This is a genomic window from Rivularia sp. PCC 7116, from assembly GCF_000316665.1.
Taxonomy (GTDB): domain Bacteria; phylum Cyanobacteriota; class Cyanobacteriia; order Cyanobacteriales; family Nostocaceae; genus Rivularia.
Genome location: NC_019678.1, coordinates 3,639,525 through 3,655,198, shown reverse-complemented (window position 1 = coordinate 3,655,198; position 15,674 = coordinate 3,639,525). Strand labels below are relative to the sequence as shown.

Annotated in this window: 8 protein-coding genes; 3 read left to right on the top strand and 5 right to left on the bottom strand. The window is 37.3% G+C overall.

Annotated elements, in window-relative coordinates; all coding sequences use genetic code 11:
• The first annotated feature begins 20 nt into the window (after positions 1–20).
• The 3 genes from RIV7116_RS14305 (at position 21) to RIV7116_RS14295 (ending at position 7,899) form a co-directional block, all read left to right on the top strand.
• Positions 21–4,043, top strand: coding sequence for a hypothetical protein (locus RIV7116_RS14305; RefSeq protein ID WP_015119004.1), 4,023 nt, complete (start codon positions 21–23; stop codon positions 4,041–4,043).
• Between the two features lie 434 nt (positions 4,044–4,477).
• Complete coding sequence (locus RIV7116_RS14300) at positions 4,478–6,859, top strand: CHASE2 domain-containing protein (RefSeq protein WP_015119003.1); 2,382 nt, start codon at positions 4,478–4,480, stop codon at positions 6,857–6,859.
• A gap of 203 nt (positions 6,860–7,062) precedes the next feature.
• Positions 7,063–7,899, top strand: coding sequence for a DUF928 domain-containing protein (locus tag RIV7116_RS14295; protein WP_015119002.1), 837 nt, complete (start codon positions 7,063–7,065; stop codon positions 7,897–7,899).
• Positions 7,900–8,114: 215 nt separating this feature from the next.
• Here RIV7116_RS14295 and RIV7116_RS14290 read toward each other — a convergent pair whose 3' ends face one another.
• The 5 genes from RIV7116_RS14290 to RIV7116_RS14270 form a co-directional block, all read right to left on the bottom strand.
• Positions 8,115–9,863, bottom strand: a complete 1,749-nt coding sequence (locus tag RIV7116_RS14290) for an Ig-like domain-containing protein (RefSeq protein ID WP_015119001.1) — start codon at positions 9,861–9,863, stop codon at positions 8,115–8,117.
• Positions 9,864–10,207: 344 nt separating this feature from the next.
• Positions 10,208–11,776 (bottom strand): iron uptake porin, encoded by a 1,569-nt coding sequence (locus tag RIV7116_RS14285; protein WP_015119000.1) that lies wholly within the window; start codon positions 11,774–11,776, stop codon positions 10,208–10,210.
• 475 nt (positions 11,777–12,251) lie between these two features.
• Positions 12,252–13,211 carry an aldo/keto reductase gene (locus RIV7116_RS14280; RefSeq protein WP_015118999.1) on the bottom strand — a complete coding sequence of 320 codons (960 nt, stop codon included), beginning with the start codon at positions 13,209–13,211 and terminating at the stop codon, positions 12,252–12,254.
• Positions 13,212–13,217: 6 nt separating this feature from the next.
• Positions 13,218–14,333, bottom strand: a complete 1,116-nt coding sequence (locus RIV7116_RS14275) for a glycosyltransferase family 2 protein (RefSeq protein ID WP_015118998.1) — start codon at positions 14,331–14,333, stop codon at positions 13,218–13,220.
• Positions 14,334–14,397: 64 nt separating this feature from the next.
• The gene (locus RIV7116_RS14270) at positions 14,398–15,609 is read right to left on the bottom strand and encodes a glycosyltransferase (RefSeq protein ID WP_015118997.1); all 1,212 of its coding nucleotides are present in this window, start codon (positions 15,607–15,609) and stop codon (positions 14,398–14,400) included.
• Between the last annotated feature and the right edge of the window lie 65 nt (positions 15,610–15,674).

Genomic DNA, 15,674 nt, shown 5'->3' with positions numbered 1-15,674 from the left:
AATCCAGAAGGAATAAAATAATGTTAGATTCTGGCTTCAATACTCAAGATAATTCTCGATTTAGTTCTAATTTTGCTATCGATTCAAGTTCCATTATTGGCAACTATCCAGATTATTTAGATAAAGATTTACTTGGTGAAACTAAAGAAGTTGGTGGAATTTTAATTACTACCGATTTGGTCAATCTAGATAATTCTAATAATGGTTATTTTGCTCATGATTTTTCATTAGAATTAGATATTACAGGAAAAGCTGTTGAACAAGTACAAAATCTATTAACTGGCTTAGAAGCAGATGCCGCTCTTACCGATAAATTAAAACTTGCTTTTGGTGAAACTTTTAAAACTGAGATTGCCGATAAATTAATTGATAATTTTGGCAAAGATAATTTTAGCGAAATTCCTGAAATCAAAATTGTTTCCGACGATAAAATTAATGGTGCTAATGGTGGATATGATAGTTTAAATGGATTAATTTATTTATCTAGAGATTTTGTTAACATCCATCAAAATGATGTTAATGCTATCACTGGCGTAATTTTAGAAGAAGTCGGACATTTTATTGATTCTCGTATTAATAATGTAGATGCTGCTGGAGATGAAGGAGAATTATTTAGTGCGCTAGTTCAAGGAAAGACATTATCTGATGCAGAAATTATCGCAATTAAAGCAGAAGATGATATTGATACTATAACTATTGATGGACAAAAAATTGAAATTGAATATTCTCAAGATTATACTTCCAGATCAAAAGAACTTTGGGACAGCAAACCAACAGATTTTAGCGAGCGAGATTTAGCTAAAACTCTCCAAGAAGAAGGAGCTAGCGTAGAACAAATTGCTCAGACCTTAAACTCTAGTCTTGGTTTTAAATTAGAAACCATTGCAGATGCTCTTGATAACGGTACAACCTTTAATTACTCTGATATTGCCAAAGGATTGTGGAATAGCGGTCATCAAATTGATGCTAGGAAATTAGCTGATTTGCTTTGGGATGAAGGAGCAACCGAAATTGAAATTGGCAAAGCACTCAAGCATGTTGGTTCCGATTTATCTACAATCGCTGATGCTTTAGATGATGGAATAACTAAAAGCGACGGAACCGGACTTAATTATAATAGTGTAGCGACTGGTTTGTGGAATAGCGGTCATCAAATTGATGCTAGAAAATTAGCTGATTTACTTTGGGATGAAGGAGCCACTCAAGCTGAAATTGGTCAAGCACTCAATAACGTAGGTTTAGATTTAGCTACAATAGCAGATGCTATTGATGATGGTGTAACTAAGAGCGATGGGAATGGTTTAAATTACACTAGTGTCGCAACTGGTTTATGGAATAGCGGACATAAGCTTAATACCAGAAAACTCGCTGACTTACTTTGGGATGAAGGTGCTAGTCAAGCTGAAATTGGTAAAGCATTTAAACATCTTGGTTTCGGTTTACCGACAATTGCAGATGCGATTGATGACGGTGTAACTTTAAAAAACGGCAAAACTTTGAATTACACCGATACAGCTATTGCTTTATGGAATAGCGGTCATAAAATTGGTACCAGAAAACTCGCTGACTTACTTTGGGATGAAGGTGCTAGTCAAGCTGAAATTGGTAAAGCATTTAAACATCTTGGTTTTGGTCTAACCACTATTGCTGATGCGGTTGATGATGGTGTAACTTTAAAAAGCGGCAAAACTTTAAATTACACCGATACAGCTATTGCTTTATGGAATAGCGGACATAAGCTTAATACCAGAAAACTCGCTGACTTACTTTGGGATGAAGGTGCTAGTCAAGCTGAAATTGGTAAAGCACTGAAACATCTTGGTTTTGGTTTAACCACTATTGCTGATGCGGTTGATGATGGTGTAACTTTAAAAAGCGGCAAAACTTTAAATTACACCGATACAGCTATTGCTTTATGGAATAGCGGACATAAGCTTAATACCAGAAAACTCGCTGACTTACTTTGGGATGAAGGTGCTAGTCAAGCTGAAATTGGTAAAGCATTTAAACATCTTGGTTTTGGTTTAACCACTATTGCTGATGCTGTTGATAATGGTGTAACTAAGAGCGATGGAAAAGGTTTAAATTACAGCAGTGTCGCTACTGCTTTATGGAAGAGCGGTCATAAAATTGGTACCAGAAAACTCGCTGACCTGCTTTGGGATACGGGAGCTTCACAAGCTGAAATTGGTAAAGCACTGAAATATCTTGGTTTCGGTTTAACCACAATTGCTGATGCTTTAGATGATGGCGTGACTTTGAAAAATGGCAAAACTTTGAATTATACCGATACAGCAATTGGTCTATGGAATAGCGGACATAAAATTGGTACCAGAAAACTGGCTGATTTACTTTGGGATGAAGGAGCTAGTCAAGCTGAAATTGGTAAAGCACTGAAATATCTTGGTTTCGGTTTACCGACAATTGCAGATGCGATTGATGACGGTGTAACTTTAAAAAACGGCAAAACTTTGAATTATATTGATACAGCAATTGGTCTATGGAATAGCGGTCACAAGACTAATTCCAGACAAATTGCTGATATCCTTTGGGGTGAAGGTGCATCACAACAGCAAATTGGGCAAGCGCTGCGTTATATTGGCATCAGCAAAGAAGGTATTGCCGACGCAATGGATGATGGTGCTACGGGTTTCAACTACACCGATGTGGGATTAGCCGTTTGGCACAGCGGCTACGGCATGAGTTCCTATCGATTAGGTAAAATATTGCGGGATGAGGGTGCTTCCTTTAATCAAGCAGTTGGCGTACTGCAAAGGGTTACTGGAGTCAACTATTTCACCGCAGTTACAGAAGTGCTAAGCAGTGGTGTTAAAGATTGGCTTAATGATGCGAACAAAAGCGCTAGAAACTTTACGAAAATTACCAACAGCTTATATGAGGATGCTAAATCGACTTTAGGTGTTTCTAAAGTATTAGATACGATTGTAGATACAGCGGAAAATATCGGTAAAGATATTGAAAAAGTAGTAACCGATGATGTAGTAGATATACTTAAGCGAGTACCGGTAGTTGGTACTGCTGTCGGTGCAGTTGAAGGTATTGTAAATGCTATACAAGGGGATGAAAAAGCTGTATTAAAATCATCAATAGATTCAGCCCTTGCTTTTTATGGTGGCTCTAATGTTATTACTCCCAAAATGGTTGATTTTGTTGTTGATGTATTTTGGGAATTGAAAGATAGTGACTACAAAGGTGCGATATCGGAAAGTTTGAATAATTTAGGTGTGGATAAAACAGTTTCCGAGCTTTTTGTTTCTGTAGCATGGGCTATGGAGAAAGGTAATTGGGAAAATGCAGTTGATGCAGCTTTGAGTACAATTGGCTTTGATAACGCTCAGGAATTTGTTGATATTGCTTGGGGTGTTATTGATAAGAACTATAAAGGAGCGCTAGAAGCTGGTTTAGAATTAGTTGGTTTAGATTCTCTCAATATCGACCAAGCCAAAGCTGATACCTTTATTAATGTTGCTGTTGCTGTCAAAGATGGTAATTACGATCAAGTTGCCGACCATTTAATTGCGCTAGCTGGTAACGATGCTCAAAAATACATTAACAGTGATTGGATTAAAACCTTAAGAGACGAGAACGTAGCCAAAGCTCGTCAAGCAATTGAGCAAGGTCTTTCCGAACTAGGATTTAACGAGGTAACCCAATGGGCTGATACAATTTGGGCAGTCAAAGACGGACAATATCTTGATGCATTATCGGATGTGCTTTCTTTAGGACAGTTTAAAGATGCACAAGAATGGTTGAACATTATTGACGATTTGAAAGCAGGAAATTATCTCGAAGCACTTACTGCTGGCTTTAATTTAGCTGACTTTGAAGATGGTAAATCTTTAGCTGAAGCTGCGATCGCTGTTAAGGAAGGTAATTTGATAGAAGCTTTTTATGAAAGTTTCGATTTAATTGAAGGTGGTAGCGATTTAAAGGATGCATTTAAAGCTCTCAAAGAATTTGACCTCCAAGATTTTATTACCTCGATGATTGATGCTCTTCCTCTTTTAATTAAGTTTGCTTAATGACTTCTAATATCGTGTTCCCTTTAATCTTCATTTTGGTTGCAACTATTTGTTAAACGCAATACATTATTCTTCCTTTCAAGAATTGTATTGATTCAATGCTCATCCCTAACCCACTCAAGGGAACATGATATAAACATCAATTCTACAAAAATTTTCTTTGGATTTAGCTATGCCAAAACGTAATAGTACCTCTTTACAATGTAATTAATAATACTTGATATAGTATTCAGATTACGGTTGATGGTAAAAAATTGATGTATGAGGTTAAATACTTACTTAAATAATTACAAACTATCGAGAAATATCCAGGTATTTCGTAGTAGATTTGAATTAGATGAGTAAGAACCGGCTTTCAAATAGTTCTTTACTTTGCTAAGTTCGTAAATGTTTACTTGTATAGAAATGTCTCGTCATCTGTAGAAAAAATACCTATGAGCAAATTAGTCATCTTAAAGTTAGGAGAAGGAGACTTTGAACAAGGCTTCCCTGTTATCCTGCAAATAGGTGACGAAAATGCCCGCCCGAATTCGGAAATTACGGGAAAGCTTCCTCCAAATCCAGAAATTACAAACGATTATTTCCGATGGCAATCTATTTACCGTCACCTCAGATTACCATCCCGGATTAAAGGTATATCAAAGAAAGTTCATCGAACTCCTACTTTGGAAGAATGCCAACAAGCAACTGAAGATTTTAAAATACGTTTCAATAATTGGCTAACCTCCGATTGCTTTCGTCCCATCCGCGAGAAACTTCTAGAAAAACTCACATCTGAAGATGATATCCGCATACTTATCCAAACCAAAGATTTTCGACTGCAAAAACTCCCCTGGCATCTTTGGGACTTGTTAGAACGCTATCCCAAGGCAGAAATTGCTTTGAGTGCTTGTAGTTACGAGCAAGTCAATAAAACTGAATTTACTAATGACAAAGTTAAAATATTGGCTATCTTGGGCAACAGCGAGGGAATTGATACCCAAACTGACCGCAATATTTTAGAGCAGTTACCGAATGCAGACATCACTTTTTTAGTAGAACCAGAACGCAAGCATATTAATAATCAGTTGTGGGAACAGAATTGGCAGATTTTATTTTTTGCCGGACATAGCGCCACTCTTGAAAACGAAACTGGAAGAATTCACATAAATCAAACTGAAAGTCTGACAATTAGCGAATTAAAATATGCTTTGAAAAAAGCGGTTGCAAGAGGTTTGCAATTAGCGATTTTCAACTCCTGCGACGGTTTGGGATTGGCAAGGGAATTCGCAGATTTACATATTCCTGAAATTATTGTCATGCGCGAACCCGTACCCGATGCAGTCGCGCAAGAATTTTTAAAGTATTTTCTGGAGAAGTTTGCCAAGGGAGAACCTTTATATTTAGCTGTAAGAGAAGCAAGGGAAAGGTTACAAGGATTGGAAAATAAATTTCCTTGCGCCACATGGTTACCTGTCATTTGTCAAAACCCTGCCCAAGTGCCTTTATCTTGGCAAGATTTATATACTGTAGCTAAAAGCGATACCGATATTTCTGCATCTTTATCAGCTAGCGATCGCGAAGAAACTCCTAAAAAATCTCCTGAAGAACCTGCTAAAAAACCAATTTCTAGCTGGCTTCGTTTATCATGGATATTTCCTATTAGTATTGCGATGACTGGATTACTAATGGGAGTCCGATATCTGGGAATGCTGCAACCTCTAGAAATAAAAGCATTCGATCAATTGATGCAGATGCGTCCCACCGAAGAACCAGATTCCCGTTTGTTGGTGGTGAGCGTAACTGAAGACGATGTACGGGCACAGCAATCAGAAAAAAGAAGGGGTTCTTTGTCTGATAAATTTCTTCACAAATTGTTAGAAAAATTAGAGTCATATCAACCAGCAGCGATTGGTTTAGATATATACAGAGATTATCCAGCAAATAAAGATTATCCCGAATTAGCAAAACGGATGCAAAATAGCCGCTTTGTAGGAGTTTGTAAAGTTAGTGATTCTGAAGGTAAATATGGTGTGGCTCCACCTCCGGAACTACATCAGAATAATTTAGGTTTTAGCGATATTCTTTTAGATAATGACAGCATAGTACGTCGGCATTATTTATCGTTAGATCCTCCTCCTGCTTCTGCATGTAATACTTACTATGCTTTGAGCGTGCAATTAGCTTTACGCTATCTTCAGAATAAAGGAATTAATTTAGAGTTTCCCGATAAACAAACATGGCAATTAGGTAAGCTAAAATTCAAACTTTTAGAAGCCCGTACTGGAGGATATCAGGGAATTAATGCCCTCGGGCACCAAATTTTACTGAATTACCGTCATTCTCCATCCCCAGAAAATATTGTTCGACAAATTACTTTAGGTGATGTGCTAGCAGGTAAACTAAACCCCAAAGCAGTTGAAGGTAAAATAGTTCTCATTGGTACAACTGCACATACTTTTAAAGATTATTCTTTGACTCCCTATACCGAACAAGGAAAAGCAAAAACCATACCGGGAGTTATTTTACAAGCGCAGATGGTGAGTCAATTACTGAGTGCTGCATTAAATGGAAGACCTTTATTATGGAGTTTACCGATATGGGGTGAAGCAATTTGGGTTTTTGGTTGGTCATTCACTGGTGGTTTGCTGGCTTGGTACTTGCGAAAACCGATTTATTTAGTATTGGGAGTTGGGGGAGGATTGATTATTTTATATGGTAGCAGTCTGATTTTATTAAGTTCTAACGGCTGCTGGGTTCCTTTAGTTCCCCCCGCCATCGCTTTATTCTGTACTACGGTAGTCTTTAAACAGTTAACAGTTCGCAGTGAACAGTGAACAGTAAATGATTTTTTGAACTCAAAACTAATAATATAAAATCCGTTGGTATCGGAAGTGCATATTTTTTAAACGTAGAGTGACATGGAGGAAAGCGCCAAGGAACGCAGAGTTTTTTGAACTAATTTGTTTATGATTATGGTATAACCGAAATTGATACAAATAACCACTAATAACTAACAATTAAAAACTAACAACTGACTATGAAAAATAATTTACAAAAAATACAAATTACAGCTGCTTTATTAGCAAGTATTTTAGTTAATCTAACTTTCTATAAAGCAATCAAAGCACAATCATTGAGTTCAAACAGTAGCTCAATTAGCTTTACTGCGCCACCGCCGCCACCGAATCGCAGTGGTGCGGGAAACCGTGGAGCAGCGGCTAGTAGAGGATGCGGTAGCGATACACAATCTTTGATGGCATTGGTTCCCGACTACGAAGAAACTATTAAAGTGCAAGGAGACAATATTCCAGTAACTAAAATTTGGGGTTTAACAACCAGTGATTATCCTACTTTTTGGTTTTTTGTTCCTTATGATAAATCATCTATTACAAAGCTGGAGTTTGTTATCAAAGATGAGTCCCAAAAACCAAGTAAAACTGTATATCGAACTTTATTAAATAAACCAGAAAAACCGGGAATAATTCGCGTTTCGACAAATAAAGCTATTAAGCCACTGCAAGCCAACGAAACTAACTATCATTGGTTTTTGAAAGTAAAATATAAGTGTAGTCCAGAAAAACCAGAACAAGTAGAAGCTGTTGATGGATGGATTCAACGGACTAAACTAAATTCTACTTTTACACAGCGTCTCGCTTCAGCAACACCTCTGCAACGAGCAGCGCTTTACGCGGAAAAAGGGATTTGGTACGATTCCCTGAGTGCTTTAGCAGAACTTCGTCTTAGTAAACCTCAGAATGCTCCAGTAATAGCAGGCTGGGAAAGTTTGCTCAAATCGGAAGAATTAGATAGTTTCGCAAACTATCCCCTTGTTAATTGCTGTCAAGCTACAAGTCCAATTTCCACATCAAAATAAACGTTTTGACGTTGCTGGGTAAAAATATGAAGTTTTTATTTCACCTTTTCTTTTTGCCGTCGAATTCTAAAAAGTCGTAATACACCCTAAACGGGGGACTTTTAATTATCTTGTTCCCCCATAATTGGGGGCTCGCGGGGGCCATTCATACTTGTAATCAGCAACGCCCTTTTTGAGCATACTAAGTGCTGATGAGCCAAACTTTTTATTTGTAACTAATATGGGATATTAAGTAATGGGCTACTTGAATACAAATATACTCCCGTCTCCATAGTAATTGCATCAGCTTGATAGTTAGGTTCTATCTCGTAACCTAAATCCTTTAAAACTCCCACCGTAAGCTCACTTAAAAAAGGATACTTATTTTTGGCTGGTTGCTTACTCATTAATTCATCACCAGCTGAATTCAACCCTTCAGTCCCTTCGTTCCCAAAATCATCTGGGAATAGCCATTCATGCCAGTGACTTGCGGTTTCATCAAGGGGCACAGTGTTATGTTTATGGGTTGGGCCACCAACCGTTTTATAGGCAGCATAAGCATTGCTTCCATTGAAACCATAAGTATCCTGGTATCCTGGAATAGGCGTAATTAATCCTTTGTTACCAAACGTCTCTTGGTTAAATCCAAGGGCATGACCTAGTTTATGCTTTATCGTGTGAATCCCCTGGGGGGTTTTTAAATCGTCTAATTCAAAAAATATTTCTGCATAATAGGGTAGACCTGGGGAGCTTGAAGGAGCGCCTGTAAGCGGGTCGATACTTGGCTGACGATGCTTATAACCTGATGTGTTGCCTAAATCTGCTGTACTATTTGTATTGACATTAATTTTTACTTTTAGGTCGTCAACTAGTCCACCAACAGAAGGGTCATTTACATCTGGAATATCGTTTGCAATGATTTTCTCCCAAAAGTCCACTGCGTCTTGAATTTTTTCTCGTGCTTCATCAGTCAAGTTAGGGTCAGAATCATCAACTTCTATATGAAAGTCAGAATCAATTTCTAATAATTGTGACTTGTTAGTGCTACTAGCATTACCTTCTAAATCAATTGCAGTTGCGGTAAGTTCGTATGTTCCATCAGATAACTTTGTGCCAGTACGATCTAATGACCAGCTTCCTGTAATGTCAGTATTGGTCGTGCCAATCTTTTCACTATCTAAAAACACTGAAACTTCACTCAGGGGTTCAGCCGTACCATTAATTAAAAGTGTGTTATCGCTAGTTCTAAAATCACCAGGCACTCCTGTATCTTCAGAAATAGAAGTGATGATCGCGGGGTCAGGTAAATCTTCTGTTGTATAGAACCTGCCAAATAATTCAATCTGTGCAGTTGTTCCATCTTGCACCTCAAAGTTAAAACTTAGATCCTCAAGCCCTGGATCTGCTTCTTTATACTGTGTTGGGGTATCAACACCAGTAGCATTCGAGATTGGCTTTCCACCTATATAGTCGAAATAAATAGGTGTCCCTTTAATTAAAAACTTGAAAGGTCTATTTGTCGATTTAAGCGCAATTGTTTCAGGACCTTCTAGTTGGTCATAAATTCGTATTGGAAATGTAATTTTTTGAGTTACACCCACCGGGTCATTTATTGTAATACCTAACTTTCCACCACCTATGATGCTTTGGGAATTTCCAGAATCGTTTCCATCTTCGCCAGAAATAAGCTCATTTGTATATGTAACGACTCCAAGTGATACTAACGGGTCGTTTTTGGGAACCTTCCATTTTGATTGGTTAGTTCCTTCATCGTTGCTATAGGCATCTTTTACATTCTCATATATCGGAGCATCTACGGTGAACTGAGAAGGACTAAACGCAAGTGATAAGCCTTTGAAACTCCCTTGAGTTACTCCCCTATTATTTCTATTTTGGTCAAAAGTTATTTGCGCTTGACCGTCTAGAACAGTGGTCTTGGGTGGGTTAATGTCTAAATTGTCGCTTATTTGGGTGTTTAACACCATAATTGAAGGTAGAGAAATAAAAACTTTGTAATTATACCCCTAGATAATTTTCTTTACTTTGTAGTATACAAAATATTTAAATTCTCATCTTTATAAGCATAAATACTACAGATTCCTTGGCAGACGATCAACTGTTCAAACTATCAACATCCAGGTTATTCATTGCTTGATATTGACTGTATATGTTGATCAAAACTCAGTCTTACTCCCTTCCCGGTGCAAGATTACCTAAATTATTGAGTGAGAGAGTGAGAGAGGGAGGGAGTGAGGGAGAAATTCTTATAGGTAATCTTAGAGCGTGATGGGAGTAAGCACACTCTGCTGTTTTATTTTATAAACACTTTCTAAAAGCTAAAAGTTGTGCGTAAAGTTCCAATATAAATAGTATCGTTATCGCTATTATGCTCGGGGTTGGTAATCACCACTATACCGGGAGTTATGGCAATATTGTTATTAATATTAAAACGGTAAAAAGCTTCTAAATGCAAGGAGGTATCTTTATCTATATATTCTTGATTGTTCGGTTGATATTGATTGTTAATCAGTTTTGGTGGTTGCCCAATCACTATGGCAGCCAAACTACCCTTGTTATCTAAATCTGGGAAAGCAAAAGTCACCGCCCAATTAATAATACTTGCAGTTGGCTTTTGCGGTAAATCGTTGGCTTTAGCACGAGTATAACCAACCCAACTTCCTAAAGAAAAGTTTTGATTGAGAGCAACTGAAGCTTGTAAACCGAAAGAATCCCCAGTTATAGCTTTACTATTATCATCGAATGGGTCATTAGCACCACTGCTGCCGGTATTAGTATCGATGTTGTTGTAAGAATGAACGTAATTTAAACCAACCGATAATTTTTTACTAGGTTCCAAAGTCAGTTGCGCGATCGCAGCATAATCGGATTTAATTATACCGGTTTCGGGTTCATTGGCATCGTTAGCAACATATCCGGCTCCAAGTTTTAAACTGTCGGTAATCTCGTATCTAAAGCCGATTCCAGCACCACCCCCTTGACGGAAAATAGGGTTACGCTGTGCGAAACGGGATATAGCACCTGACTCTGTGTCATCTAAATGAGGATTAATCGAATCTGCAAAATCTTGAATATCTAAACCTTTATTACCAACATAAATTCTAGTTTTTTTTCCTATTGGGAACCTGTATGTTAAATCGCTCAATTCTACATCGTTGTCTTTATCTCCTTGATAAGCTAAGCGTGCCATATCAGTTCCTGACGCTGATTTAAGTGGTTTGATATCGCTGGTTTTCAAGGAAGTGTCTAATCTATCTTTACCGGTAAAGGAAGTTTTGAATTTTATTTTAGCGCGATTGCCAAAAGTTATGTTACTATCAATTTTTTCGCTTTTATCATTAGCTTTATTTCCACTAGCAATACCATTCAAAGCAAAGACAATTTCTCCACTCATGGTAGTTGTGGTAGAAAATTGTGATAAACTATTATTTTCTAATTTATCTATTCTGTTATTAATACTATTTAATTCCGAAGCAAATTCTGTTTGCAGTTTATGTAAAAATATTAGTTCCTCTTGAGTAAGTAGATTAGACTTTTGTTGACTCTGCAATTGGTTTATATTTTTGATAATAATATTAAGAATTGAAGCAAAATTATCGCGTTCAGTTGCATTATTTAGCTGAATTTTATTTAAAGGATATTCTGTATCTATATTGTAACGCTGAATAAAATATTGCAGATTTTGTAAATAACTTTCATCAATATTTTGAGTTCGCTGTAATGTTGTTATATCAGATAATTCATCAACGCTAGGGAAGTTTTGTATAGCATATTTATTAATATTTTGCTTTTCTTCAGCTAATACTTTGTGACAAGAAAATGAAGAAATTACAATAGCTTGTAAACCAAAGGCAACAATCCTTTTCAAAAAAGATGACATTCTATGTTTTTTAATAGCAGCAGATACCGAGATGCTCCCATTACGAGTTAATGTTATGTTTTACAAAAATGATACTTTTTAATTACCAATTAAGTAAGTGGATCAAATTAAATATAAAACCTCACCCTTCCTCCGGCTTCCCTCTCCTTACTAAGGAGAGGGATTGAGAAGCCACTGCGTTGGGCGGGTTCCCCGACTTATAGCAAGTGGCGTGGTGAGGTTTTATCTTATATTTAATTATGCCTACCTACTTACCATCTAATACTATTTCTTTACAAAGATGCACCGAATTTAGCCCCTGTAGAGGGGCTTTGTTTAAGTAGCCCCACCATAGCTAGAGTGTTAGCGGAGCGTGTCCGTAAGGACATGGGCGATTGAGCGCAGCCTCATACAGAATTGGTATAAGCCCAAAGCAGAGCCTGCATAAGCTATTTCCCAGGTTGAACCTGGAAAGCAGATATGAGTTTTAGGCTTACTACGCTTGATTGAGCAACGCCATCTTATTTCTCTGCATTTGCAAAATTAACTTATCTATTTCCTGACTCGATAAAATCCTGTCTCCTGCCTTGGCATTCATGACAGCTTGAGCGGGAGATTTAGCTCCAGGAATCGCTATTGGTTCGATTGGATGAGATATAGGAAAACGCAAAGCGGTATTAATCATCTCTTCCCCAGGTTCTAATATGGTTTTGAGCGCTTCTACCTTAGCCATATTAGAGGCTAATTTTTGCCTTCTATTTTCGTCGATGTACCATTCAGAACGAACATTATCGGTAAAAACCGTTTCTGAATTGTATTTACCGGATAATAAACCTTTAGCCAAAGGACCTCTAACTAATACAGCTATACCATGTTCTTGACAGTATGGTAAAAATTCTGGCTCTGCGTCCCGGTTTAATAATGAATAGTCAACTTCCACAACACTGCAAGTATTGTTGACATTGAATTTTTTCAGAACCTTTAATTTATCTGTGGAGATACCATAATGCCGGATATAACCCTGTTCTTTAAGAATCTCAAAACCCTGTAAATAAATAGTTGGATCTTTGATTTTACCTTCGTGGCAAAGCATTACGTCAATCCAATCGGTACGCAAGCGAAACAAGGAAGCATGAGCGCAAAGGCGAACCATGTCAACTGTTGTCATGGGAACAGTTTGTCCGGTGCGTCTGCCGAAACGTCCCATTTTGGTGACTACATAAACCTTGTCGCGAATACCTTTAAGAGCTTTTCCCAAACGTTCTTCCGATAAACCAGGAGTTACGCCGTATGATTCGGCAGTGTCAAATATATTTATACCATTATCGAAAGCACTGCGGACGGTAGCTAAAGACTGTGGCTCTTCTATATAGCCCCACTGGTTACCAATATTCCAGGTACCCATACCAATCGCAGATACTTTCCATCCGGTTTGACCAAATTTTCTATAAAGCATTTGGGTTTAATTTCCTTTTTGATTGCTGAGGTTATAAGCTTGTATCGGAGAATTGATATCTGTATTCATGTTTGAATAGCTATTTGTCAATCTGCTATGACGATTGGATAAATAACGATTAAGCTTCTTTTCCCAAGCAACTAACTTTTTTTCTAGGGATTTTCTTAAAGGTTTGGGTAAAAAGCTAAAACCTTTAACTACAGGTTTGACAATTTCTTCGTATCTTCTTTTTCCTAGCTTTGTGGTACAGCGTCTAATAAAATATTCGTTTTCGACTAAATCCCACTTTTTGCGGAAATGCTGTAAATTCTCTAGTTCCCAAGCATCGCTCCACCGCAACATAAAATAAGGTAAATCCTGCCATTTCAAGGCTGGTGCTGGTGGGTGGGTAAGAAATGTAACTATAGAAGCCGGTTCGAGATAAATCTCACCACCAGCTTTAGTTACAGACATCGCAAAGTCAATGTATTCTTTAGTACACATTAAACTTTCGTCTAACATGCCAATTTTGCTAAAAACTTCTCTTCGCACCAGTATCGAATGAAATTCAATAAACCCAGTAGGTTGACGTTTTAATTTATCGGCTACATCTACAATTCGCTGATTTTGGAATGGTGTTTTTTCATTAATTCGCCATTTACCTTGATTTTCCAAAGTTTGAGAGACAGCAGATTCACCTCGTAAAAACTTTGCAAATTCATCAGCTTGCATATATTCACCACCGGCACAGTGAAGGATTTCATGAACTGGTTTATATTGACATACCAAAGAACCAACTACTGTAGCTCCAGTATCTTCAGTGCAATTAACCAAAGGTTTGAGCCAACCATGAGAAAAAACAACATCATTATCAACAAACACCACATATTCAGTAGTAACTTGACGCAAACCCAGATTCCTGGCAGCATTTGGTGAAAGATAGTGATGCGATCGCACTATTTGAAACCCTTTCTCTTTACTTTGAGTTTCTAGATAACGTCGCAGTTTTGTAGGTGAATTGTTATCTACATAAACTAAATCAAATGGATAATTAGTGTTTTGGTAAAGACTTTCAAGAGATTCCTTCGCAAATTGAAAACGCTCTCGCGGAACAACAACAATTGTCACTTTTTTCTCGGGCATTATTACTTTCTCCTGTGATGGGAAGGGGAAGAGGGGGGAGAGAGGGGAGAAATATACCTGTAATTTAATTAACTAGACTCAAGAAAACGGATTTGGATTTATCAAAAACTCGCTGATAAATACTTAACCAATTATCTAATTCAATTGCTGGTGCAAGTTGCGTTGAGACTTTAAGTTTTGCTTCTGCACCTAATTGTTTTCGCAATTGGGGTTTATCAGCTAAATAATGAAATGCTGCTGCTAATTCTGAGGAATCTCCTGGGTTAACTAATAAGCCATCTTTGCCATTTTCAATAATTTCACCAATAGCATCAGCATTGCTGCCAACAATTGTACAACCTGCTGACATCGCTTCTAATAATGCATTCGGACAACCGTCAGTTAAAGAAGGTATGGCAAAAATATCTAAATGAGGTAAATAAGCTAAAGTTTCTTGACGAGTTTTAATCCCAGTTACTTGAAAACGAGAACCCAAATCTTGATGTTTTAATTCATGCTCCCAGTAACTTCTTTCTTTTTCGACAAAATCACCAATCAGTAACAAAGTCAGGTTTATGCGTTTACTTAGTTTACTACAAGCGTCGATAAGATATTCAATCCCTTTTTTATCGCGAAATCTTCCGGTAGTACCAATAATTAAACCTGGTAACTCTTTAATTAAATCCGGAGTTGGTAATTCTTCAAAATTAATCGGAGCGATAGAATTCCAAAAAGATGAAGATTTTGATTTACTACGAGGACAAATCAATCCCGCCCTTTTTTGTAAAGTATGACTAACGAAAGTTACCCAGTCAGAATTGTCTAAAATCCACGATATTGGAGCGTGATTTTTAGGACTAAAAATATGTTTGTGCAAATCTGCACCACGAACGCTGTTAATTACCGGTAGATTATTTTCTTTAGCTAAAAGCGTTGTCACATAACCCGTTTCAATCATAAAAAAGCCATGAAATAGGTCATATTGATATTTCTGATGTAAAAGTTTGAGTTGAAAATAAACATCAGTTAAATAATCAGTTAATTCAGTAACGTTAGCGCGAACTGCTGACTGTATGCGATGTACAAAAATATTATCTTGTAAACTTGTATTGCAACCAGCACGTCTGCGAATATCGTCAGAAGCAAACCGTTGTTTGGAGCGAAAAACAGCAACGTGAACTTCATAACCGCTATTAGCAAGCATTTTAGCAATGCGGTTTACCGATTCACCAACTCCACCAACATCAGGAGGATATTCTATCGTTGTAATGCAAATTTTTGCTTGAGTTTTATTCATGAAATTATCAGTTGTAAGTTAGATGATTGTTGGACGGTAAAATTTATTTTTAATTAAGCTAAGAT